Consider the following 25595-nt stretch of genomic DNA (forward strand, 5'->3'; position numbering starts at 1 on the left):
CCCGGCGGCCGCGGATCAGCGTCCGCGGATCAGGTCGGATGCGCGCTCGGCGATCATCATCGTCGGCGCGTTGGTGTTGCCGCCGATCAGCGTGGGCATCACCGAGGCATCGATCACGCGCAGGCCTTCGACGCCACGCACGCGCAGGTCGTTGTCGACCACCGACGCCGCGTCGCTGCCCATCCGGCACGTGCCGACCGGGTGGTACACGGTCTCGGCCTTCGCGCGGATGAAGTCCGCGAGTTCGGCGTCCGACAGGTCGTTGCGCGCGGGGAAGATCGGCGCGCCGCGATAGGGATCGAAGGCCTTCTGCGCGAACAGCGTGCGCGAGACTTTCGCGCACTCCACCATCATCCGCAGGTCGAAGCCTTCCGCGTCGCTCAGGTAATTCGCTTCGATGCGCGGCTTGTCGCCGGCGCGGTTGCTGGCGAGCGCGATGCGGCCGCGGCTCCGCGGGCGCAGGAAGCAGGCGTGCAGCGTGTAGCCGTCGCCGCGCAGGCGATGGCGGCCGTGGTCGTCGAGCATCGCGGGGACGAAGTGGAACTGGATGTCGGGGCGATCGTCCGGCGCGAGCGCCGAGCGCACGAACCCGCCGCCCTCGGCGATGTTGCTGCTGCCGGGGCCGCTGTGGCCGCGCAGGTAGTAGTCGAACGCGATCTTGAGGTCGCCCACGCGGTCGTAGGTGATCGGCTGCGTGGAATGCTGCAGCGAGCAGATGTCGAGATGGTCCTGCAGGTTCGCGCCGACGTTGGGTGCATCGTGCACGACGTCGATCTTGAGGCGACGCAACGCATCCGCCGGCCCGACGCCCGACAACATCAGCAGTTGCGGCGAATTGATCGCACCGCCGCTCAGCAACACCTCCCGCGTCGCCTCGTAATGGAACGCCTGCCCGCGCACGACGCAGGTCACGCCGTCGGCGCGCCCCTTGTCGAAGGTGATGCGGCTGACCATCGCATCGGTGCGCACGACGAGGTTGGGCCGCGAGCGTGCGGGATTGAGGTAGGCCACCGACGCCGAACACCGCGCGCCGTCCTTCTGCGTCACCTGGTACAGGCCGACGCCTTCCTGGCGCGGGCCGTTGAAATCGTCGTTGCGCGCATAGCCCGCCTGCACGCCCGCTTCGATGAACGCTTCGGACAGCGGGTTCACGTAACGCAGGTCCGACACCGACAACGGACCATCGCCGCCATGCAAAGCATCCGCGCCGCGCGTGTTGCCTTCGTTGCGCCGGAAGTAGGGCAGCACCGCGTCCCACGACCAGCCGGTCGCGCCCTGCGCGGCCCAGTCGTCGTAGTCGCGCGCATGGCCGCGGATGTAGCACATCGCGTTGATCGAACTGGAGCCGCCGAGCACCTTGCCGCGCGGCCACCACAGGGTGCGGTTGTCGAGGTGTGGTTCCGGCGCGGTGTCGTAGTCCCAGTTCACGCCCTTCTTGCCGACCAGCTTGGCCAGGCCCGCGGGCATGTGGATGAAGGGATGCCAGTCGCGCGGGCCGGCTTCGAGCAACAGCACGCGCACGTGCGGGTCTTCGGAAAGGCGGTTGGCGAGCACGCAGCCGGCGGAGCCGGCGCCGATGATGATGTAGTCGAACGCGTGCACGGTGGATCCCGGGACAAGGCTGCGCGACGGTAGGCCGCGGGGATGGAGCAAGTACTCCAGGCATGGTAGCCATCCCCGCGACCTTTGGGCTAACGTGCCCCGGCACCCGCGCAGCCCCCACGGAAACCCATGGCGCCAACGGATCCCCGCGAAACGGATGGCGGCGCGCGCGCGTCGCGCGTCCGGGTGCGCCTGGTGGACCAGCCCGCGGCGCTGTGGTGGTCGCTGCTCTACTTCTTCAGCCTGCTGTGCGGCTACTACGTGCTGCGCCCCGTGCGCGATGCGATGGGCTCGTCGGGCGATGCGCTCACCGTGTTCCCGCGTTCGTGGGTGGCCTGGGCCACCGCGCGCGGCTGGGACATCACCGACTTCACGCTGCAGATCCTGTTCACGGGCACCTTCCTCGGGATGCTGTTGCTGCAGCCGTTGTACGGCGCGCTCGTGGCGCGCTTCCCGCGGCGCGTGTTCCTGCCGGTGGTGTACCTGGTCTTCATCGCGTGCCTGCTCACGTTCTACGTCGCGTTCCACCAGGCGTGGCCGGGGCGGGGCGTGGCGTTCTTCGTGTGGACGGCGGTGTTCAACCTGTTCGCGGTGAGCGTGTTCTGGAGCTTCATGGCGGACGTGTTCGACGATGCGCACGCCAAGCAGGTGTACGGCTACATCGGCGCGGGCGGCACGATCGGCGCGCTGGTGGGCCCGGTCATCACGCTGCACCTGGCGCAGCGCATCGGCGTGGGCAACCTGCTGCTCGTGTCGGCCGGGTTCCTGTGCGTGTGCCTGCTGTGCATCCTGCAGCTGCGTCCGTGGGCGATCCTGCGCGAACGCGCGCGCGGCGAAGCGAGCGGCGAACAGGCGATGGGCGGCTCGATCTGGGCGGGCCTGCGCCTGGTCGCGCGCGAACCGCTGCTGCGCGCACTTGCCATCCTGATGTTCTTCGGCGTCGGCGTGGGCACGCTGCTCTACAACGAGCAGGCCGCGATCACGCGCCATGCCTTCACGGACGATGCGGCGCGCACGGCGTTCTACGCCAACATCGACCTGGCCATCAACGGCCTGGCGATCGTCATCCAGTTGTTCGTCACGCGGTGGCTGTTGCGCACGCACGGCGTGGCGCCGGCGTTGCTGATTCCCGCGTTCGCGGTGCTGGCGGGGTTCTCGATCCTGGCGGCCTCGCCGTTCCCGATGATGGTCGCGATCGTGCAGGTGGTCACCCGCGCGGGCGAGTTCTCGCTGGGCAAGCCGGCGCGCGAGACGATCTACACGCGCGTGCCCCGCGAATGGCGTTACAAAGGCAAGGCCGTGATCGACACGTTCGTGTACCGCGGCGGCGACCTCAGCTTTGCGTGGGTGCACAAGGGGCTGTCGCTGTTCGGTTCGCACATCGTGTTCCTGGGCGGCGTCGGCATCGCCGGCGCCATGACCTTCGGCGCATGGCGCGTCATCCGCGCCCAGCGCACGCTGCCTGGCGACGCGTCGCGCGCCGGCCCCACCACCGGAGATCCCGCCGCATGACCAACCGCCGCGCATTCCTCAAAGCCTCGCTCGCCACCGCCGGCCTCGCCGCGCTGCCCGCGTTCGCACGCAAGCCGAAGGCGCCGGAGCCGCGCAAGCCCGGCGATCCGATGACCATCCTCGTCATGGGCGGCACGGGTTTCCTCGGCCCGCACTTCGTCGAAGCCGCGCGCGCGAAGGGCCACAAGCTCACGCTGTTCAACCGCGGCAAGACCAATCCCACGCGCTTCAGCGGCGAGGAATTCAAGGACATCGAACAACTGCACGGCGACCGCAAGACCGACATGAAAGCCTTGTCGGGCCGGCGCAAGTGGGATGCGGTGCTGGACACGTCCGCGTACCTGCCCGCCGATGTCACGCGTTCGACGCAGCTGCTGGGCAAGCGCGTCGACCAGTACCTGCTGGTGTCGACGGTGTCGGTGTACGCGAAGATGGACACGCCGAACCAGGACGAAACCGCGCCGCTCGCGGTGCTCGCCAATCCGAACGTCACCGAAGTCACGGGCGACACGTATGGCGGTTTGAAGGCGCTGTGCGAGCAGGCCGCCAACAAGGAAATGCCCGGGCGCGTGACCATCGTGCGGCCCGGCCTGATCGTCGGGCCCGGCGACAACACGGATCGCTTCACGTACTGGCCGGCGCGCGCGGACCGCGGCGGCGAAATCCTCGGGCCCGGCAGCGCGTCGGACCCGACGCAGTTCATCGATGTTCGCGACCTCGCCGCGTTCCTGCTCAAGGCGCTGGAAGACCAACGCTTCGGCACGTTCAACGCCGATGCGCCCGCGGGCAAGCTGACGATGGGCGAAGTCATCGCCACGGCGCAGCGCGTGTCCGGCAAGCCGTCGAAGGTGACGTGGGTGCCGGCGGACTTCCTCGACCAGCAACACGTCAGCGCGTGGCAGGACATGCCGGTGTGGATCCCGCCGGTCGGGGAATACGCGGGCTTCGGGCGCGTGAGCAGCGCGAAGGCGCAGGCGGCGGGGCTCACGTACCGGCCGCTCGAGACGACCACCGCCGACACGCTGGCGTACTGGCACACGTTGCCGGAAGACCGCCGCGCCGCACCGAAGGCGGGGCTGTCGATGGTGCGCGAAGCCGAAGTGCTGCAGGCGTGGCACAAATCGCAGGCGCCGGCGCCGGTGAAGAAGGCGAAGCCCAAGGCGCCGGCGAAGAAGGGATCGTCGAAGAAGTCGTCGTCCAAGAAAAAGAAGCACTGACATGTCGCTGCCCGCCATGGTCGTCGTCGCGCTCGTCGCGCTGCTGCACGGATGGTTCCTCGTGCTCGAGATGTTCCTGTGGACGAAGCCGGCGGGGTTGAAGACGTTCCGGCTCACGCCGGAATTCGCCGCGCAGTCGCGCACGCTGGCCGCGAACCAGGGGCTCTACAACGGCTTCCTCGCGGCGGGGCTGGTCTACGGACTGGCGATGCAGTCGCGCGAGATCGTGCTGCTGTTCCTGGTGTTCGTCATCGTGGCCGGTGCCTACGGCGCCGCGACGGTGAACAAGCGCATCTTCTTCGTCCAGGCCTTCCCCGCGATCATCGCGTCGGTGCTGGTCGGCTGGCGCTAGCGCTTCGGCGATACCCACATGGCGATGCGTGCGCGGAAGACGTCCGCGCCCTGCGGATCGCGCACCGACACGGTGACCGGCAGGTCGTAGCCCTGCGTGGATTCGACGGCGGCGATGTCCGGCGTGGCGACGGCGTGCATCGTGCCGTTCGCCTTGCCCAGGTACTCGACCTGCATGCCCTTCGGGATCCAGCGCATCGAGGCGGGGATCGTCGCGTCGGTCATCAGGCCACCCGCGAATTCGGCGAGGTTGCACAACGCGATCGCATGCACCGTGCCGATGTGGTTGGTCACCTTGCGGCGATGCGCGATCGACGCTTCGCAACGGCCCGGTCCGAGCACCGTGATGCGCGGTGCGATGCTGGCGAAGTAGGGCGCGCGCCAGCACACGGCGCGCGCGAACATCCAGTGGCCGCCAGGCCAGCGCGTGATCCGGCGGTAGAGTTGCAGCACCGACATGCGGTCAGGCCGCGGCGCGCGAATCGCCGACGCCGGCCAGGCGGTCGAACGACGCCGCGCGCAGTTCCCACGCTTCGAAGTCGTCGACGGTGATCGCATCGAGCGTCATCGCGCGCAGTTCTTCCAGCTGCTTGCGTTCGTCGGCGGTGATCCAGCCTTCGCGCACGCCTTCGTCCAGCTGCGCGTCGAACTCGAGCGCTTCGATGTCGCTGTTCTTCAGCGCCTTGAGGAACTTGCGTTCCACCGGTTCGGCCAGGATCACCTTAGGCAAGTAGCTGTCGATGCGGCCCGCCGGATTGTTGGCCGTCGGCGCGAGGAACACGCCGTCGCCCATCCGCTGGCGCGCGTCGCACGGCGTCATCAGCAGCGATGCGGCGCGATGGCCAAGCTGGTCGCTCGGCGCCTGGGCGCGGCGGCCCCACGGGAAGATCAGCATCCACAATACGTAGCCGATCGGGCGGATCGGGAAGTTGCGCAATGCACCGGACAACGCGGTTTCGATCTTGTTGATCGCATCGTGGAACGCCCACGCGAGCAGCGGACGATCGCCGGCCGGGCGGCCTTCGTCTTCGTAGCGCTTGAGCATGCTGCTGCAGATGTACAACTGGCTGAGTACGTCGCCGAGGCGGCCGGACAGCGATTCCTTGAACTTCAGCTTGCCGCCGAGCAGCAGCATCGACGTATCGGCCATCAGCGCGAGCGCGGCCGAATAGCGATCGAGCTTGCGGTAGAAGCGGCGCGTGTAGTCGTCGCCCGGCGCCTTGCCGATGCGCGCGCTGGTCAGGCCGAACCACAGGCTGCGCACGGCATTGGAAAACGCGAAGCCGATGTGGCCGAACAGCGCGTCGTCGAACTGGTCGATGCGCGCGACCGGATCCTCCAGCTGCGCCGACTTCATTTCCTTCATCACCCACGGGTGGCACAGGATCGCGCCCTGGCCGAAGATCATCAGCGAGCGCGTCATGATGTTCGCGCCTTCCACCGTGATGCTGATCGGCGTGGCCTGCCACGCGCGGCCGAGGTAATTGCGCGGTCCGAGGATGATGCCCTTGCCGCCATGGACGTCCATCGCATCGATGACGACTTCGCGGCCCATCTGCGTGCAGTGGTACTTGGCGATGGTGGAAGGCACGGCGGGGTTTTCGCCGCGCGCCACGGCAGCCGCCGTCGCCTGCGACAAGGCACTGATCGCGTACGCCTTGCCGGCGATGCGCGCGAGCGCCTCTTCGACGCCTTCGAAACGCCCGACGGACAAGCCGAACTGCTTGCGGATGCGCGCGTACGCACCGGTGACGACGGCCGCGAGCTTCGCGCCGCCGCTGGCGGTGGAGGGCAGGGTGATCGAACGCCCGATCGACAGGCATTCCATCAGCATCTGCCAGCCCTTGCCGGCGTAGTCCTCGCCGCCGATCAGCTGCGACAGCGGGACGAAGATGTCCTTGCCGTGGATCGGGCCGTTCTGGAACGGCGAATTGAGCGGGAAGTGGCGGCGGCCGATGTCGAGCCCGGGCGTGTCGCGCGGCACGAGTGCGAGCGAGATGCCGATGTCCTTCTTGTCGCCGAGCAATCCGTCCGGGTCGTACATGCGGAACGCCACGCCGATCAGCGTGGCCACCGGCGCGAGCGTGATGTAGCGCTTGTTGAGCGTGAGGCGGAAGCCGAGCACGTTGGCGCCGTTCCAGTCGCCCATGCACACGATGCCGTAGTCGGGGATCGAGGTTGCATCGGAACCGGCGAACGGGCCGGTGAGCGCGAAGCACGGCACTTCGCGGCCGTCGGCCAGGCGCGGGAGGTACTCGGATTTCTGTTCGTCGGTGCCGTAGTGCATCAGCAGTTCGGCCGGGCCCAGCGAGTTGGGCACGCCGACGGTGGAACTGACGACGGTGGAAATCGACGCGAGCTTCTGGATGACCTTGTGGTTCATCAGTGCCGAGAAGCCCAGGCCGCCGTATTCCTTCGGAATGTTGAGGCCGAAGAACTTGTGCTCCTTGACGAATTCCCACAGCTCCGGCGGCAGGTCCGCGCGCACGTGGGTGATGTCCCAGTCGTTGGTCATGCGGCACAGCTGTTCGCACGGGCCGTCGAGGAAGGCCTGTTCTTCCGCGGTGAGTTCGGGCTTGGGCAGCGAGAGCAACTTGTCCCAGTCCGGCTTGCCCGAGAACAGCTCGCCTTCGAAGCCGACGGTGCCGGCTTCCAGCGCGGTGCGTTCGGTGTCCGACAGCGGGGGCAGCAGTCGCGTGTAGAACTTCAGCAAGGGCGTGGTGATGCGCGGCTTGCGGAACTGCGGGACGAGGAGCGGGATGGCGATGGCGGCGACGATCAGGGCGGCGACGATGGTGGCGACGCCGTTGGCGCCGAGCAGCCAGGCCACCACGAGCAGCGAAGCGGTCATCGCGGCCCAGTACGCCAGCCGCATGCGGTGGTAGGAGGCGAACATCGCGGCGAGCAACAACAAGAGGAAAGGAACGGCGACGCTCATCGGAAGCTCCGGTTGATTCGATCGGTGCGCGGGGGCACCATACGCCCAAGTATGGGTAGCCCTTCCGAAGCCTGTCAACGCATCGGAGGCGTGCCACGTATCACGCGCTGCATACTCTTGCCATAACAACCGTACGGTAAACTTCCGCCATGACCGAAGCCGCCGCCCGCCAGGAACGCAATGCGCGATTGAGCGCCGAGGATTGGGCGCAGGCCGCGCTGGACCAGATCGCCGAACAAGGCGTGGCCTCGGTGGCGGTGGAACCGCTGGCCCGCAGGCTGGGCGTCACCAAGGGCAGCTTCTACTGGCATTTCCCGTCGCGCGAGGCCTTGCTGGTCGCCGCGCTGGAGCGCTGGGAGAAGGTGGAACAGGAAACGGTGTTCGGTTCGCTCGAACCCATCCCGGACCCCCGCGAACGCCTCCGCGCCCTGTTCCAGCTGGTGGCGCACGAGGCCAAGTCCCACATCATCTATTCCGAGCTGCTCAAGGTCATGGACCATCCCGCCGTGCAGCCGGTGATCGTGCGCGTCTCCGAGCGCCGCCTGGACTACCTCACCGCGTCCTTCCGCCAGGCCGGCCTGAGCCGCACCGACGCGCAGCATCGCGCGCGGCTGCTCTATTCGGCCTACGTCGGTTTCCTGCAGCTCAACCTGCAGCTGCACCAGATGAACATGCAGCACGAAGAATTCGAAGCCTATGTCGAACACATGATGTCGACGCTGATCCCCGAGGCTTCTCCCTGACCGATTTTCGCCCCCTTTCCCGCACGCCTGACAGAGGACCGCCATGGCCGCGCAATTTTCCCCCCTTGAAGTCGAGACCACCGCGATGGGCAGCCAGTTGGACGCGTTGAACCAGTGGGTCATGGACGTGGCACTGCTCACGCAACCCGATCGCATCCAGTGGTGCGATGGCAGCGACAGCGAGTTCGCCGAACTGATCGCGCAGATGGAAGGCGACGGCACGCTGTTGCCGCTCAACCAGGAAACGCATCCGCGCAGCTGGCTGCATCGTTCGCACCCCGACGACGTGGCGCGCGTGGAGCACCTGACGTTTGTGTGCACCACCGACCGCGACGACGCCGGCCCCAACAACCACTGGATGGCGCCCACCGAAGCGCACGCGAAGATGGATGCGCTGTTCGCCGGCTGCATGCGCGGGCGCACGATGTACGTGATCCCGTACTGCATGGGCCCGATCGATTCGCCGCTGTCGCGTTGCGGCGTGGAAATCACCGACTCGCCGTACGTCGTGGCCAACATGCGCATCATGACCCGCATGGGCGCGGCGGCGCTGGCGCGCATCGAGCGCGAAGGGCAGTTCGTGCGCGGCCTGCATTCCATCGGCGAGCTCGATCCCGAACGCCGTTTCATCATGCATTTCCCGGAAGAACTGACGATCCAGTCGTACGGCTCCGGCTACGGCGGCAACGCGCTGCTCGGCAAGAAGTGCCATGCGTTGCGCATCGCTTCGCACCAGGCGCGCAGCGAAGGCTGGCTCGCCGAACACATGCTGATCCTCGGCGTGGAGAATCCGCAGGGCCGCACGCATTACATCGCGGCCGCGTTCCCGTCGGCGTGCGGCAAGACCAACCTCGCGATGCTGATTCCGCCGGAGGGCTATCGCACCGAAGGCTGGAAGGTGTGGACCGTGGGCGACGACATCTGCTGGATGCGCCCGGGCGCCGATGGCCGCCTGTATGCGATCAATCCGGAAGCGGGCTTCTTCGGCGTCGCGCCGGGCACGTCGGAAGCGTCGAACCCCAATGCACTCGCCACCGTGCAGCGCGACACCATTTTCACCAACGTCGGCCTGACCCAGGACAACCAGCCCTGGTGGGAGGGACTCGACAAACGCGTGCCCGCCTTTGATTGGCGTGGCGATGCATACGATTGCAATGCCGGCAAACCCGCCGCGCACCCGAACGCGCGCTTCACCGTGAGCGCGCGCCAGTGCCCGAGCTGGTCGCCGAAGGCCGAGGATGCGCAGGGCGTGCCGATCTCCGCGATCGTGTTCGGCGGGCGCCGCGCATCGCTGGTGCCGCTGGTGTTCGAAGCGCGCGACTGGACGCACGGCGTGCTCGTGGGCGCGGCGATGGGCTCGGAGACCACCGCGGCCGCCACCGGCGCGGTGGGCGTGATGCGCCGCGACCCGATGGCGATGAAGCCGTTCTGCGGCTACAACTTCGCCGACTACTTCGCGCACTGGTTGTCGTTCGACCAGCCCGGCGCGCAGTTGCCGAAGGTCTTCCACGTCAACTGGTTCCGCAAGGGCAGCGATGGCAAGTTCCTGTGGCCGGGCTTCGGCGACAACCTGCGCGTGCTCGAGTGGATGCTCGGCCGCGTCGAAGGCCAGGCCGATGCCGAAGCCACCCCGATTGGTGCAGTGCCGCGCGCCGAGGACGTCCGCCTGGACGGCCTGGCCCTGACGGACGAAGCCCGCAGCGTGCTCTTCGGCTTCGATCGCGACGGCTGGAATGCCGAGTTCGCCGCGCTCGAAGGCTTCCTGGATGAGTTTGGCGATCGCATGCCGGACGCGCTGCGCGAGGAGCGCAACCGGATCGCCGCGGAACTCTCCGCAGGCTGATTTGCGTTAGGGCCGCGTGAAGGCCCCGGCTGAAAACAGAGTGAAACAAACCTCGGCCCCGTGCTCCCCCCAGCACGGGGCCGATAACTTTGTGTGTGATGGTTGTTAAAAAATCCTGAGTTCCCCTATATTCGGGTGGTCCGACCGAATTGTCGGCTGTGACATTTCGATTTTTCTCACTTACCCGTGGGGGGTATCACATGGCTTCCAAGCACCTTTCCAAGGGCCTGAAGCGAAGCGCACTGACCGTTGCACTCGGTCTCTGCTTCGCGGCGGGCGTCCAGGCGCAGAGCTCCGTCGGTTCCATCAATGGCGACGCCACCGCTGGATCCACGGTCCGCATCGAAAACATCGATACGGGCGTTTCCCGCGAGATCACGTCGGATTCGTCGGGCCGCTTCACGTTTCCGCAGCTGTCGCCGGGCCGCTACAAGGTCACTTCGAACGGTGTGACCAAGGATGTGCAGGTCAAGGTCGGCACGGGTAGCACGGTGAGCTTCTCCGCCCCCGCCAACGGGACCGAATTCGGCGCCGTCACCGTCGTGGGCAGCGGTGGCGCGTTCAACCCGATCGACGTCTCGTCGGTCGAGTCGACCTCGGTGTTCACCGCCGAGCAGATCGACGAACTCCCCGTTTCGCGCGACGTCACCAACGTGGCGCTGCTCGCCCCGGGCACCGTCCGCGGCGACACCGGCTTCGGCAACCTCGCCTCGTTCGGCGGCGCGTCGGTGGCCGAGAACGGCTACTACATCAACGGCTTCGACGTTACCAACATCCGCAACTTCGTGTCGTTCGCCGACATGCCGTTCGATGCCATCGCCGAGCAGCAGGTCAAGACCGGCGGCTACGGCGCCGAGTACGGCCGTTCGCTGGGTGGCGTGATCAGCATCGTGACCAAGCGCGGCACCAACGAGTGGAAGGCGGGCGCGAGCGTGTACTGGGCGCCGGAATGGGGCCAGGAAAGCGGCAAGGACGTGTACTCGCGCGACCCCGACCTGATTGGCACGGTGGATGACCGCTTCGTGTATCGCTCCTCCAACACGAGCGACGAGCTGCTCTACAACATCTACGGCGGCGGTCCGCTCATCAAGGACAAGCTGTTCTTCTTCGGCCTCGTGCAGGGCCAGGACAACAACGTCGATCGCTACAACGCGGTGGACAGCACCAACGTCAACCACAACGATCCGAGCGGCCTGATCAAGCTGGACTGGAACATCACCGACGACCACATCATCGAAGTCACCGGCATCTGGAACAAGGATGTCGCCGAGACGACGACGTATCGCCCGGTCGGCGTGCCCTATGCCACGCAACACCTCGGCGCGAGCAGCGTGTCCACGCTGGAGAACGGCGGCGAGGTGTACATCGGCAAGTACACCGGTTACCTCACCGACAACTTCACCATCGCGGCGCAGTACGGTTACCTGCGCAACGTCAACAACTTCCAGGAAGAACTGCCCGGCGGCAATTGCCCGGCGATCTACGACAGCCGCGACGCCAACCTGACCCTGCGCCCGATCGGTTGCTGGAACCCGGACCAGTTCCAGGTCCGCGACGCCGCGTTCGACGGCCCGGACGAAGACTTCCGCCGCGCATGGCGCCTCGATGCCGAATGGCAGCTGGCGTCGCACAAGCTGCGCTTCGGTGTCGACCACGAGGCGTTCGAGTCGACCCATGCCGGCCTGCAGTATTCGGGCGGCCAGTACTTCCGCTACTTCCGCGCCGGCGACGTGTTCGGCCCGGACTACGCGTTCCTCGGCGACATCGTGCGTCGCCGCACGAACTTCACGCAGAGCGGCGCGTACGAAGTCACCAACCAGGCGGCCTACATCGAGGACAGCTGGCAGGCGACCGACAACCTGCTGCTGTACGGCGGCCTGCGCGCGGAAACCTTCGAGAACAAGAACGCCGACGGCGCCACGTTCATCAAGTCCGACACGCTGTTCGCCCCCCGCGTCGGTTTCTCGTGGGACGTCAACGGCGACTCCACGTTCAAGGTGTTCGGCAACGCGGGTCGCTACTACATCCCGGTGTCGTCGAACACGAGCATCCGTGGCTCGGGCTTCGAGTACAGCGATGAAACGTGGTTCTTCCTCGACGGCGTGAACCCGGACGGCACCCCGATCATCGGCGACGTCCTCATCCCGACCGCGGTGAACGGTTCGTTCGTCGCGCCGGATCCGCGCACGCTGGCGGCGACCAACCTCGACCCGATGTACCAGGACGAATACATCCTGGGCATGCAGATGCAGCTCAACACCAACTGGCAGTTGGGCATGCGCGCCATCCACCGCGACGTCAAGGCGGGCATGGACGACACCTGCACGCACAACGGGTTCGACCAGTGGGCGGCCGACAACGGCTTCGTGGACGGCTTCTCGCAGGACGGCGTCGGCATCGACATGCCGACCTGCTACACGGTCAACCCCGGCAAGGACGTCACGATCGCGCTGGATCCGACCAACACCAATACGCTGGCCGAGTACACCGTGCCTGCCCGCTACCTGGGCCTGCCGGAATACCAGCGCACGTACAACGCGGTCGAGTTCTTCTGGGAACGCGCGAAGTCCGACAACTGGTACCTGCAGGGTTCGTACACGTTCGCCAAGAGCAAGGGCAACGTCGAGGGCTACGTGAACTCCACGCTGGAACAGGACGACGCGGGCGCCACGCAGGACTTCGACTTCGCCGCGTTCGAAGATGGTTCGTACGGCTACCTGCCGAACGATCGTCGCCACACGCTGAAGCTGTTCGGCGCCTACGACATCACGGACGAATGGTCGGTCTCGGCCAACATGCTCGTGCAGTCGGGTCGCCCGGTGAACTGCAACGGCTTCATCCCGCTCGTGGACGTGGGCATCGACCCGTCTTCGCCGGACGGCGGCAGCCTCGGCAACTACAGCGGTTCGAGCTTCTACTGCCTCGATCCGAACGGGTCGATCGGCGGGCGGCCGCTTCCCGGCCCGGATGGCATCTCGGGCACGGCGGACGACACGACGTCGGCGCGCTACAGGCTGCACAACCGTGGCGATGAAGGCCGCACGCCGTGGACCCACACGTTCGACGTGGGCCTGACCTACCAGCCGCAGTGGCTGGAAGGCCTGACGTTGCAGATGAAGGTCTTCAACGTGCTCAACTCGCAGACGGTGACCGAGTACAACGAGTCGTCGCAGTCCCAGCGGACCAACCTGGTCACCGATCCGGACTACCTCAACGACTTCAACTACCAGGCACCGCGTTACGTGCGTTTCACCGCCCGTTACGAGTTCTGATAGCCCTGCAGTCGCGTGACACGAGCCGCCGGCGCAAGCCGGCGGCTTTTTTTGTGCGCACGGATGAGCTTCGGGCCGGGCATGCGGCCCCGGCACACGACCGTTCGTCGGCGCGCCGGGGGCGTCGAAATGTGACAGTCGTTCCGGAATTTCCAGCAAATTCCGACACTTGCCGACACGGAACCCGCGATCCCCCGGTTGGACCCTTCGTGACTAGTTCGTGCGGGACTGGTTAAGGAATCGTTGGCCCTCTAAGTTCCGCGCCATCGGGCCCCCCACCGGCCCTCGCACTTTCTTCTCTGGGTCCAACTGCAGGAGGGAATTGCCATGGCGAACCAAGCAATCGCAAGGCGCTTCAAGCGCAGCACGCTCGCGGCCGCACTCGGCCTGTGCTTCATCGGCGGAGTGCAGGCACAGACCAACACGGCCGGCGCCGTGGGTGGCCAGGCCACGGCCGGCGACAGCATCACCATCGCCAACCCCGCGACGGGGTTCTCGCGCACCATCACCGTCGGCTCCGACGGCACCTACCGTTTCGCGCAGTTGCCCATCGGCCAGTACACCGTCACGCGCAACGGCGGCACGCCGCGCAACGTCACCGTCAACGTCGGTACCTCGGCGAACGTCGACTTCGTCTCCAGCGCCGCCACCGGCGCGCAGGACCTGGGCACCGTCACCGTCGTCGGCAACGCGGTGAATCCCATCGACGTGGCCTCGGTGGAATCGACCACCATCCTCACTGCGGAACAGATCGCGAAGATCCCGGTCCCGCGCGACACCACCAGCGTCGCGCTGCTCGCGCCCGGCACGGTGCGCGGCGACGCGGCCTTCGGCAACCTCGCGTCGTTCGGCGGCGCGTCGGTCGCTGAGAACGCGTACTTCATCAACGGCTTCAACATCACCAACTCGTTCCGCAACCTCAACTTCGCGCAGGTGCCGTTCGAGGCCATCGCCGAACAGCAGATCAAGACCGGCGGCTACGGCGCCGAGTTCGGCCGTTCGCTCGGCGGCGTGGTCAACCAGATCACCAAGCGCGGCACGAACGATTTCCACGCGGGCGGCAACGTGTTCTGGGCGCCCGACAGCCTGCGCTCGGAGGTCAAGAGCGCCTACCTCGCCAACCCGCTCACGCCGGGCGCGTTCGGTTCGTTGCGTTCGGACAACCACGAGGATTCGTTCGAAGAGTGGCGCGCGAACGTCTGGGCCAGCGGCGCGCTGATCAAGGATCGCCTGTTCGCGTACGGCCTGCTGTCGTACGGCCACCAGGACGCGGACACCTGGGGCAACGTGACGTCGACGCAGAACAGCAGCGACAGCATCAAGATCCCGACCTGGCTGCTGAAGCTGGACTGGAACATCACCGACAGCCACATCCTCGAGTTCACCGCGTTCTCGGACAAGATCAAGACCGACAGCGACGTCTACGCCAACCGTCCCGGCGTGGTCGAGCGCCTCAACCTGATCGGCACCGACTTCCGCGAGCAGGGTGGCGACAACTACATCCTCAAGTACACCGGCTACCTCACCGACAGCTTCACGCTGTCGGCGCTGGCCGGCTACGGCAAGTTCGCGCGCAGCCAGCACCTGCGCACGGCGGCCGGGCTGCCGGTGGAGTACACCGGCGACATCAACAGCATCGCCACCGGTTGCCCGCTGATCACCGACGCGCGCCCCGAATACCGCCGCAACATCACCGGCGTGTATTCGAGCACCTGCAACATCACGGGCAGTTCCGCCACCGGCGGCACGATCGAGCGCACCGACTCGGGCGATACGCGCAAGCAGTTCCGCCTCGACGCCGAATGGCAACTGGGCGACCACCTGCTGCGCTTCGGCTACGACCGCGACGACTTCACCTCGAAGGCGGGCGTGGCGTTCGAAGGCGGCTTCCAGTGGCGCTACACGACGACCGATCCGGACGGCATCGAGAACACGGGCGACGAGTTCGACATCGTGCGCCAACAGTTCTTCCAGCAGGGCGCGACGGTCGAGGTGAAGCAGCACGCGTACTACATCCAGGACAGCTGGAACGTCACGGACAACTTCATCGCCTACCTCGGCGGACGTTGGGACACGTTCGAGAACCTCAACGGCGCCGGCGAAAGCTACGTCAAGATCAACAACCAGTTCGGCCCGCGCCTGGGCTTCTCGTGGGATGTGTTCGGCGACTCGACGTTCAAGGTGTTCGGCAACGCCGGCCGCTACGCGTTGCCGCTCACGCCCAGCGTCGCCGTGCGCGGCGCGAGCGCATCGCTCTTCAGCCGCGAGCTGTTCGACTTCGACCAGACGGTGGATCCGGTCACCGGCGCACCGATCAACCCGGTGGCGCAGCCTGGTACGTTCCGCTACCTCAACAGCGAAGACGGCCGCGGCAAGAACCCGCTGACGATCGCCTCGCAGAACCTCGATCCGATGTACCAGGACGAGTACATCCTGGGCTTCCAGAAAGCCATCAACGAGCACTTCTCGCTCGGCGTGCGCGGCATCTTCCGCGACCTGAAGCAGGCGATCGACGACAACTGCGACTACACCGCGATCTACGAGCAGGCGGTGGCGCAGGGACTCACGCCGCTGCTGCCGAACCCCGGCTTCCCGTATTGCCGCATGTTCAACCCGGGCAAGGACGCGGTGTTCGTCACCGACGTGGAAGGCGACGGCGTGCTGCGCACGTACAACGTGCCGGGCGCGCGGTTGTCGCCGCAGGCCAAGCGCACGTATTCGGCGATCGAGTTCTTCGCCGACGGCAACTGGGACAAGTTCTTCCTGCAGGGGTCGTACACCTACGCCAAGAGCAAGGGCAACACCGAAGGCGGCGTGAAGTCCGACATCGGGCAGAACGACACCAGCGTGACGCAGGACTTCGACTACCTCGAACTGACGACCGATACGTACGGCTACCTGCCGAACGATCGTCGCCACACGCTGAAGCTGTTCGGCAACTACCAGTTCACGGACGAGTGGTCGGTGGGTGCGAACCTGCTCGTGCAGTCGGGCCGTCCGCTCAACTGCATCGGCGTGCTCGATCGCGATCCCACGCGCGCGCCGGGCGCACCGCCGAACGTCGATACGTACGATCCGCATCCGTACGACGCGGCGTTCATGCGCTGCAACAACCTGCCGGTGCCACGCGGTACGCGCGGCCGCCTGCCCTGGACGACGAACATCGACCTCAACCTGGCCTACAAGCCGGGCTGGGCGCCTGGCCTGCAGCTCAAGATGGACGTCTTCAACGTCATGAACTCGCAGAAGGTGACGTCGGTGATCGAACAGGCCGAAGTGCCCGAGTCGGGCCTGCCCTCGGAGCTCTACCTGCTGCCCGCCAGCTTCCAGGCACCGCGGACGGTGCGCTTCATGGTGCAGTACGACTTCTGAGCGATCCGACGAACGGAGTTGGGAAAAGATGGCCGCCGCGAGGCGGCCATCTTCTTTAATGCGGCCATCACGGCCAATTAACGCTTCCTTCCGATGAAAAATTCCCCCGGATGCGGTTGCGTTCCCTTGGGGATCAACAAGTTAGCAATTCCGCAATGCAGCACGGATTTCTCTGCATTAAACGCGGATCAGGTACTTGTTAAGGATTTGTTCTATCTCTATAGTCGGCCAGTCGAGCCTTCTGGCTGTGACGTACGCGTACTCATTCGATCCACAAAATTCCCTATGGGGGGTTCTACTCAATGGCTTCCATGTCCAATGGCTTGAAGCGAAGCGCGCTGACCGTTGCCCTCGGTCTGTGCTTCGTTGGCGGCGTCTCGGCCCAGACCAACACCGCGGGTTCGGTGTCCGGTTCGGCGGCTGCGGGCGACACCATCACCGTCACCAATCCGTCCACCGGCTTCTCGCGCACGATCACGGTCGGCGCCGACGGCCAGTACCGCTTCTCCTCGCTGCCGATCGGTCAGTACACCGTGACCCGTAACGGCGGCAGCCCGCGCACCGCCAACGTCAGCGTCGGCACGTCCGCGAACGTCGACTTCGTCTCGTCCGCTGCCACCGGCACGCAGGACCTCGGCACCGTCGAAGTCATCGGCTCCGGCGCGGTCAACCCGATCGACGTCTCGTCGGTCGAGTCCACCACCATCCTGACCTCCGAGCAGATCGCGAAGATCCCGGTCGCCCGCGACACCACCAGCGTCGCGCTGCTGGCCCCGGGTACCGTCCGCGGCGACGCGGCGTTCGGCAACCTGGCTTCGTTCGGCGGTTCGTCCGTCGCCGAAAACCAGTACTACGTCAACGGCTTCAACATCACCAACTCGTTCCGCAGCCTGAACTTCTCGAACGTTCCGTTCGAAGCGATCCAGGAACAGCAGATCAAGACCGGTGGTTACGGCGCCGAATTCGGCCGTTCGCTCGGTGGCGTGGTCAACCAGATCACCAAGCGCGGTACGAACGACTTCCACGCCGGCGGCAGCATCTTCTACACGCCCGAATCGCTGACCGAAGACGTCAAGAACACCTATTACTCCAACCCGCTCGCGTGCGGTTCCAACGGCCTTGGCTGCTCGATCGGTCGCCTGCGCCAGGACAACACGCGTGACTCGGCGTGGAACGCCGTCGCCTCCGTGTGGGCCAGCGGTGCGCTGATCAAGGACAAGCTGTTCGCCTACGGCCTCGTGTCCTTCCGCCGCCAGGAAGCCGACACCTGGGGCAGCGTGGTCGCCAACACCAACACCAGCGCCACGACGGACACCCCGGCCTGGTTGTTGAAGATGGACTGGAACATCACGGATGCGCACATCCTTGAGTTCACCGCGTTCTCCGACAAGCAGGAAACCGACACCGACGTGTACCGCAACACGGTGTACACGAACGTGGCCGACCAGCGCATCGGCAACCTCGATCGCCTGAACCTGATCGGCACGAACTTCACCGAGCAGGGCGGCGACAACTACGTCCTGAAGTACACCGGCTACCTGACCGACAACTTCACCCTGTCGGCCCTCGCCGGCCACGGTGTGTTCTCGCGCGCGCAGCACCTGCGTACGGCGGCCGGCCAGGAAGTGTCCTACGGCGGCAACCTCGCCGTTCCGGCCTCGGGCTGCCCGGTCATCGTCGACGCGCGTCCGGCCCTGCGCCAGTCGCAGACCGGCACGATCACCAGCTCGTGCAACATCACCGGCGCCGCGATCTCGCGTTCGGACTCCGAAGACACCCGCGACCAGTACCGCATCGACGCCGAATGGCAGCTGGGCGACCACCTGCTCCGCTTCGGTTACGACGTGGACAACTTCGAGTCCGTGGCCGGTACGTCGACCGAAGGTGGTCGTACGTGGCGCTACTCGACGCTCGCTTCGGGCCAGGACATCGTCCGTGAGCAGATCGTCAACCAGGGCTCGACCAACGCCGTCGACCAGACCGCGTTCTACATCCAGGACTCCTGGAACGTCACCGACAACTTCATCGCCTACCTCGGCGCCCGCTGGGATACGTTCGAGAACAAGAACGGCTTCGGCGAGACCTACGTCAAGATCGACAACCAGTTCGGTCCGCGCCTGGGCTTCTCGTGGGACGTCAACGGCGACTCGACGTTCAAGGTGTTCGGTAACGCCGGTCGCTACGCGCTGCCGCTGACCTCCGACGTCGCCACCCGCGGCGCCTCGGCTTCGGTCTTCACCCGCCAGAACTTCAACTTCACGAGCATCGATCCGGTCACGGGCGCCCCGCAGGGCCTGACGGCGCGCGGCCCGCTGACGTTCATCAACGGCGAGTTCGGCTCGGCGAAGACGGCGCAGACGATCGCGTCGCAGAACCTCGACCCGATGTACCAGGACGAGTACATCCTGGGCATGCAGATGGCGCTCAACGAGCACTTCTCGCTCGGCGTTCGCGGCATCTTCCGTGACCTGAAGGCGGCCATCGACGACAACTGCGACTACTCGCCGATCTACAACGCGGCCGTGGCGCAGGGCCTGTCCCCGGTCATCCCGAACCCGGGCTTCCCGTACTGCCGCATCTTCAACCCGGGCTCCGACGCGGTTTACATCACCGACGTTGAAGGCGACGGCATCCTGCGTTCGTTCACGATCCCCGGCGACCAGCTGTCGCCGAAGGCCAAGCGTACGTACTCGGCGATGGAGTTCTTCTTCGACGGCAACTGGGACAAGTTCTTCCTCCAGGGTTCGTACACCTACGCCAAGTCGAAGGGCAACACCGAAGGCGGCGTGAAGTCCGACATCGGCCAGCAGAACACCAACACCACGCAGGACTTCGACTACAAGGAACTGACGGTCGACACGTACGGCTACCTGCCGAACGATCGCCGCCACACCTTGAAGCTGTTCGGCAACTACGAGATCACCGACCAGTGGTCCGTGGGCGCGAACCTGCTGGTGCAGTCGGGCCGTCCGCTCAACTGCTTCGGTACGCTCGACCTGAACCCGCTGCCGCCGGTCCTCGTTCCGGCCACGCCGGCGACCCCGTCGGCCGACGGCCAGAACGTGCAGACGCCGAACTTCACGCCGCACCCGTACGGCTCGTCGTTCATGCGTTGCGGCACGACGTTCCGCGGTGGCACGGTCGACAACACCGTCGTCCGTCGCCCGCGTGGTACGGCTGGTCGCCTGCCGTGGACCACCAACCTCGACCTCAACGTTGCATGGCGTCCGGCGTTCGCCGAAGGCCTGCAGTTCAAGGTCGACGTGTTCAACGTGATGAACTCGCAGAAGGTCACCTCGGTCATCGAGACCGCGGAAGACCCGACCACGGGCCTGCCGGCCGACAACTACCTGTTGCCGGCTTCGTTCCAGGCGCCGCGTTCGCTGCGCTTCATGGTCCAGTACGACTTCTAAGCAACACCGAAGTCGCGTGACAGATCGACGGCCGCCCCTCGGGGCGGCCGTCTTTTTTTGCGCGCTTGGAACCCGCTGCGCTCGGCTATGCTGGCGCCCCCTTTCGCGGCACGGGCTGGCGGATGCAGCAGGAACTGGAGCGCCGATGGCAGCGCGCGCAGGCCGACGAGGCCCGCGGCGACCTGGCCGCCGCGCGCGCGGAATACACCGGGATCCTCGCGATCGCGCCGCGCCAGCCGATGGTGCGCCTGCGCCTGTCCGACATCGCCGAACGCGAAGGCCGCTATCGCGATGCACGCGACGAGGCCATCGCCGCCGCCCAACTGGTCCGCGACACGCGTCGCTTCGAACTGCTGCCGTTCGCCACGCTGCGCCTGCTCGGGTTCGACGAACGCGACCTGGTGCGTGACCTCATCCTCGGCGCCGACTGGTCGCAGCCTGCCGTGCTCGCGCAATCGGCCGTGCTCTCGCAACACCTGTGGCTGGTGGAAGACGCCGATTCGGCGCTCCGCCTGCTCGCCGCGGCGATGCCGCGCACGCAGCCGCATCCGTTGCTGCATTACTCGCGCGCCAATGCGTTGCGCCATGCCGGCCGTCTCGATGAAGCCACGGCGGAGTTCGAGCGCACGCTCGCCTTGTCGCCCGACGATCCCTACGCGCACTGGTCGCTGGCCTACCACGCGAAGGCCGTGCCGCCCGGCAGCCGCGTCGCGCGCGTGCGCAAGGCGCTCGGGCACGCACGCGAGCCCTTCGCGCAGGCCAACCTCCAGTACGCCCTGTTCAAGGAACTCGACGACGCCGGCGACACCGACGCGGCGTGGGAGGCATTGACCGCCGGCGCGCGCGCGATGCGTGGCCTGCTGCAGTACGACGATGCTCGGGATGCCGCCGGCATCGCCGCGCTGCAGACCCTCGAGGCGGTGCCTGCGCCGGCATCGGAAGCCGCCACGCGCACGCCGATCTTCATCGTCGGCATGCCGCGCACCGGCACCACGGTGCTCGAACGCATCCTCGGCAACCACAGCCACGTGGCGAGCGCGGGCGAACTCAATGCGTTCCAGCATGCGTTGTCCGTCGCCGCGGACCGCTTCGTCGCCACGCCGCAAACGCGCGAAGACGTTGAGGCGTTGCGCACGATCGACTTCGACGTCGCCGGCGCCGAGTACCTGCGTCGCACGCAACGCCTCTACGGCGAACGCACGCACCTGGTCGACAAGAACCCGCTGAACGTCTTCAACGCCGCTTGGATCGCACGGGCGTTGCCGCAGGCGCGCATCGTGTGCCTGGTGCGCGATCCGATGGACGCGTGCTTCTCCAACCTAAAGGAACTGTTCTCCGGCGACACCTACGGCTACAGCTACGACCTGCGCGAACTGGCGGCCCATGCGCTGCGGTTCCGCGCGCTCGTCGCGCACTGGGAGCGCACGTTGCCGGGCCGCTTCCTGGCGGTGCCGTACGAAGCGCTGGTGGCGGAGCCGGACGCGACGAGCGCCGCGGTGCTGCGCTTCTGCGGACTGGATGCGGAAGACGGCGTCGCCGACATCACGCGCAACACCACGACGTCCTCGACCGCCAGCAGTTCGCAGGTGCGCGAGCCGATCCACGCGCGCGGCATCGGCGCGTGGCGACGCTACGAACGCCAGCTGGCCCCGCTGGCCGATGCGCTGGGCGAGGGCAGGGCATGAGCGCGAACCTCCAGGCCGATCCGCTCTGGCGGCAGGCGGAACTGCACGCCAGCCGGCGCGAATGGCCGCAGGCGATCGCGCACTTCGAAGCGTTGCTCGCGCGTGCGCCCAACGATGCGCGCGTGCTCGTGCAACTGTCGTACGTCGAATCGCTCGCCGGCCACTATCGCGCCGCGCGCGCGTACGCGCTGCGTGCGAACGACGCCGGGCCGCGTGATCCTGCGATCGTGCGCGAACTGGTCGCGCGCCTGCGCACCTTCAATGCGGCCCAGGCCCTGCATGCCTGCGTGCAGCGCCTCGGCCCCGCGGACCGCGTGCCGATCCCGCTGCTGCTCGCGTGCGCGGCGCAGTACAGCTACCTCAACGAACAGGAGCGCGCGCTTGCGCTACTGGACGAAGCGAAGCGCGGCGATCCCGACTTCCCGCCCACGCTGCTCGCGCGATCGCAGGTGCTGATGTACCTGGGCCGGTTCGACGAAGCGCAGGCCGACGCATTGCGCGGAACGCAGCGCGCGCCGGAAATCCCGCAGGGGTGGTGGCTGCTCTCGCGCCTGCGCAAGCAGACGCCGGACGACAACTGCGTCGATCCGATCCGCCGCGAGCTGCGGCATCCCGCGCGCAAGCCGGCGGAGATCGCCACGCTCGCCGAAGCGCTGCACAAGACGCTCGACGACCTCGGCGACCACGCCGGCGCCTGGGCCGCGCTCGAACAGATGTGCAAGGCCAAGCGCGCCACGCTCGACTATCGCGCGCAGGACTCGCGCGACCTCGTCGATGCGCTCATCGCCATGCCGGCCTCGCCGTGGCCGCTCGATGTGCAGGCGCAAGGCCGCACGCCGATCTTCATCGTCGGCATGCATCGCTCGGGCACCACGCTGCTCGAGCATCTGCTGGACGGCCATCCGGAGGTACGCGGCGTCGGCGAGCTGTACGACTTCACCAGCCAGATGCGCTACGCCACCGACCACCATTGCCGCGGCGTCATCGATCGCACGATCGTCGAGCGCGCGCCGGGCACGGCGTTCGAAAGCGTCGGCGCCGGCTACCTGCGCGAGATGGAATGGCGGTTGGGCACGGAGCGCTGCTTCACCGACAAGCTGCCGTCCAACTTCCTCAACATCGGCTTCATCTGCCGCGCGTTGCCGCACGCGCGCATCCTGCACATGGTGCGGGACCCGATGGAGACGTGTTTTTCGAACCTGCGCGAATTGTTCTCCGACGCCAACCCGTATTCGTACGACCAGCGCGAGCTCGCGGACTTCCACCACCAGTACCGGCGCCTCATGGCGCATTGGCACGCCGCGCATCCCGGCCGGATCTGCGACGTCGACTACGCGCGCCTGACGCGCGAGCCCGATGCGGTGCTGCGCGAAGTGACGGCGTTCTGCGGACTGGAGTTCGATCCGGGGATGCTGGCGCTCGGCCAGCGCAAGCGCGGCGTGGCCACCGCGAGCGCGGTGCAGGTGCGACAGAAAGTCGAAGCGCGCGAGGTGCCGAAATGGGCGCCGTATGCGCAGTGGCTGGGACCGTTGCGGGAAGCGCTCGCCGTCGGATGACGCGGCGCGGTGCAGGGACGCTTAGAGGTCCTGCTCGTACCGGACGTACGGGATGGTGCCTTGCTCGTCGGACGTCGCCGGCGCCGCGAACGGATTCTTGCCGCGCGTGACCACGTTGTCCGCGCCGACCGTGAGCTGTCCGCTCCACGGCGTGCGCCAGGTGAAGCCGAGGCCGAGGCCCTGCCACTGGCCGCCCGGTGCACCCGGCACGTCGATGACGCGACCGATGATGTTGCCGCTGAAGTGGCCGTAGCCGCCGCCGAGCGTGACGCTGTGCGTGTTCCAGCGATCGGCGAGTTCCGGCACGTCGGCCGCGGACACGATGCGTGCCTTGGCGACGGTGCCGCCGATGGTGACGAAGCCTTCGCGACCGATGGTCTTTTCGCCGGAGACGGTGACGTCGTGTTGTTCGACCCTGCCGCGCGCGGGGCTGAGCCAGGCCGGCAGCGTTTCCTGCGAAGCACCGACCGTCAGGCCGACGCGGCCGCCATTGCGGCTGAAGCCGGTGGTGGCGTTGATGCGGTGGTTGTCCGACGACGCGGCGTCATCGCCCATCGATGCGAGCAGGCAATGATTGGCGAGGTTGCCGATCGCACTCGACACACCCGACTTGCGATCGCACAGCAGGCCGAGCGAATCGCCGGCACCGAGACCGAACGCGGCATCGAGCGCGCCTTCGCTGAAGCGGCGGCGCACGCCGACCGAAGCGTCCGCGGGTTCGAGCAACAGCACCGCTTCGACCTTGCCGCTTGCCTGGTTCCAGATCGGCAGCTGCATGGTGTCGTCTTTCTTCGCCTGCGCATGCACGCCCGCCGACATCGCGAGGGCGAGGAATGCAGTGAAAAGGCGGAGGCGGGACGGCTGTCGCATGGCGCGTGTCTGACCCGGTACCCCGGGCGAAGTTCCTTTTTCGGTCTTGGTGGGAATCCTATTCCGTTTATGTTTCTTTAACAATCGCCCCACGGTGAAAAAACATCCCGGGACCCGCGATCCGGGTCCCGTTATTGCAGCCGGTCGGGGGCCGGCATCGGCTCGGAGGCCGCGGGTTCGAACAGCCCCGCGATGTCCTGCCCCGAGAACGAATACCCCTGCCCACAGAACTCGCAACGCACGTGGGCGTGCCCGTCGGCCACGGCCGCTTCGGCTTCTTCCCGGCCGAGGGACTGGAGCATCGCCTCCACCCGGCCGCGGGAGCACGAGCACCCGAAGGCGAGGTCCTTCCCGGCCAGCACCTCCGGCGCCTCCTCGTGGAACAGGCGGTGCAGCAGGACCGGCCCGGGCACCGCCAGCAGCTCGTCCTGCCCGAGGGTGTCGAACAGGGCCGAGGCGCGCGTCCAGCCGTCCGCGTCGCCCTCGTCGCCCGGAAGCTTCTGCAGCATCAGGCCGGCCGTCCGCTCGCCGTTGGCCGCCAGCAGGAGGCGGGTGGGCAACTGCTCGGACTGGACGAAGTAGTGCTCGAACGCGGAGGCCAGGTCGTCCCCCACCAGAGGGACCAGCCCCTGGTAGCGCTGGGGGTCGCGCCCGTGGGGGGAGGGGTTCTCGATCGTGATGGCCAGGATCGGCTCCGGTCCCAGGTCGGCCAGGCCCTGCGGCGGCGGGGCGTCTTCCTGCAGCTGCGCGATCCCGCGCAGCGTGCCGGCCGCGGTGCATTCGGCGAACAGGGTGCGCAGCGTGCCCGTGCCGCGCAGCTGCACCGACAGGCGTCCTTCGACCTTCGCGTGGCCGGTGAACAGCGCCGAGGCCGCGCTCGCCTCGCCCAGCAGGCGCGCGATGGACTCCGGGTAGTCCGCCCGCGAACGGATCTGCTTCCACGTCTCGTCCAGGTGCACCAGCACGCCGCGGACGCCCGCCTCGGGCAGGAGGAAGCGCGTGAGGTGGTCGTCGCGGCCAACGCGGGCGTCGGCCTGGGCGGGAGCGTGCGTCATGGATTCGATCATGGAAGACCCGTCGTGAAATGCGGATGCGTGGGCGCGCCAGTGGATAATGCGCGCCGCCCGCGCCGCGGGAAAACATCGGAAGAAGGACAACGCCGTGCGAAATGGGGACGCCCGCCCGCCGAAGCAAGCGCGCACGCGCAAGCGGCGCCTCCTG

Annotated in this window: 15 protein-coding genes; 10 read left to right on the forward strand and 5 right to left on the reverse strand. The window is 67.0% G+C overall.

Features of this window, described 5'->3' with window-relative positions:
• Positions 1–15: 15 nt before the first annotated feature.
• Positions 16–1602, reverse strand: coding sequence for a GMC family oxidoreductase (locus LYSCAS_RS09135; protein WP_213433686.1), 1587 nt, complete (start codon positions 1600–1602; stop codon positions 16–18).
• A 129-nt stretch (positions 1603–1731) separates the two neighbouring features.
• Between LYSCAS_RS09135 and LYSCAS_RS09140 the strand changes: the two genes are divergently transcribed.
• From LYSCAS_RS09140 to LYSCAS_RS09150, 3 genes are read left to right on the forward strand one after another with little or no spacing between them, the layout of a single operon-like run.
• A complete protein-coding gene (locus tag LYSCAS_RS09140) occupies positions 1732–3114 on the forward strand; it encodes an NTP/NDP exchange transporter (protein ID WP_213433688.1) in 1383 nt (460 codons plus the stop codon).
• On the forward strand, positions 3111–4331 hold the full coding sequence (locus LYSCAS_RS09145; protein WP_213433690.1) for an NAD-dependent epimerase/dehydratase family protein: 1221 nt from the start codon (positions 3111–3113) through the stop codon (positions 4329–4331). The genes LYSCAS_RS09140 and LYSCAS_RS09145 overlap by 4 nt, the downstream gene beginning before the upstream one ends.
• A 1-nt stretch (position 4332) precedes the next feature.
• A complete protein-coding gene (locus LYSCAS_RS09150; protein WP_213433692.1) occupies positions 4333–4683 on the forward strand; it encodes a DUF1304 domain-containing protein in 351 nt (116 codons plus the stop codon).
• Here the strand turns inward: LYSCAS_RS09150 and LYSCAS_RS09155 are convergent.
• Both LYSCAS_RS09155 and LYSCAS_RS09160 read right to left on the reverse strand, forming a co-directional pair.
• Positions 4680–5141, reverse strand: coding sequence for a hotdog fold domain-containing protein (locus tag LYSCAS_RS09155; protein ID WP_213433694.1), 462 nt, complete (start codon positions 5139–5141; stop codon positions 4680–4682). The two genes, LYSCAS_RS09150 and LYSCAS_RS09155, sit on opposite strands and share 4 nt — an antisense overlap.
• A 4-nt stretch (positions 5142–5145) precedes the next feature.
• Positions 5146–7620 (reverse strand): acyl-CoA dehydrogenase, encoded by a 2475-nt coding sequence (locus LYSCAS_RS09160; RefSeq protein WP_213433695.1) that lies wholly within the window; start codon positions 7618–7620, stop codon positions 5146–5148.
• Positions 7621–7769: 149 nt separating this feature from the next.
• On the opposite strand from LYSCAS_RS09160, the gene LYSCAS_RS09165 reads away from it, so the two are divergent.
• From LYSCAS_RS09165 to LYSCAS_RS09195, 7 genes are all read left to right on the forward strand, one after another.
• Positions 7770–8363 (forward strand): TetR/AcrR family transcriptional regulator, encoded by a 594-nt coding sequence (locus tag LYSCAS_RS09165; RefSeq protein WP_213433697.1) that lies wholly within the window; start codon positions 7770–7772, stop codon positions 8361–8363.
• An 85-nt stretch (positions 8364–8448) separates the two neighbouring features.
• On the forward strand, positions 8449–10206 hold the full coding sequence (locus tag LYSCAS_RS09170; protein WP_213437744.1) for a phosphoenolpyruvate carboxykinase (GTP): 1758 nt from the start codon (positions 8449–8451) through the stop codon (positions 10204–10206).
• A gap of 200 nt (positions 10207–10406) precedes the next feature.
• Entirely contained in the window at positions 10407–13478 is a 3072-nt protein-coding gene (locus LYSCAS_RS09175) for a TonB-dependent receptor (protein ID WP_213433698.1), read from the forward strand.
• Between the two features lie 327 nt (positions 13479–13805).
• On the forward strand, positions 13806–16850 hold the full coding sequence (locus LYSCAS_RS09180; protein WP_213433700.1) for a TonB-dependent receptor: 3045 nt from the start codon (positions 13806–13808) through the stop codon (positions 16848–16850).
• A gap of 311 nt (positions 16851–17161) precedes the next feature.
• The gene (locus LYSCAS_RS09185) at positions 17162–20263 is read left to right on the forward strand and encodes a TonB-dependent receptor (RefSeq protein WP_213433702.1); all 3102 of its coding nucleotides are present in this window, start codon (positions 17162–17164) and stop codon (positions 20261–20263) included.
• A gap of 122 nt (positions 20264–20385) precedes the next feature.
• Positions 20386–21948, forward strand: coding sequence for a tetratricopeptide repeat-containing sulfotransferase family protein (locus LYSCAS_RS09190; RefSeq protein ID WP_213433704.1), 1563 nt, complete (start codon positions 20386–20388; stop codon positions 21946–21948).
• Complete coding sequence (locus tag LYSCAS_RS09195) at positions 21945–23504, forward strand: tetratricopeptide repeat-containing sulfotransferase family protein (protein WP_213433706.1); 1560 nt, start codon at positions 21945–21947, stop codon at positions 23502–23504. Before LYSCAS_RS09190 ends, LYSCAS_RS09195 begins: the two co-directional genes overlap by 4 nt.
• 21 nt (positions 23505–23525) lie before the next feature.
• Here the strand turns inward: LYSCAS_RS09195 and LYSCAS_RS09200 are convergent, their stop codons facing one another.
• Positions 23526–24374, reverse strand: coding sequence for an XOO1806 family protein (locus LYSCAS_RS09200; protein ID WP_213433708.1), 849 nt, complete (start codon positions 24372–24374; stop codon positions 23526–23528).
• Between the two features lie 131 nt (positions 24375–24505).
• Entirely contained in the window at positions 24506–25429 is a 924-nt protein-coding gene (gene hslO, locus LYSCAS_RS09205; protein ID WP_213437746.1) for an Hsp33 family molecular chaperone HslO, read from the reverse strand.
• Positions 25430–25595 lie beyond the last annotated feature (166 nt).

Origin of the sequence: Noviluteimonas caseinilytica, assembly GCF_018406605.1 — a bacterium.
Classification (GTDB): domain Bacteria; phylum Pseudomonadota; class Gammaproteobacteria; order Xanthomonadales; family Xanthomonadaceae; genus Noviluteimonas; species Noviluteimonas caseinilytica.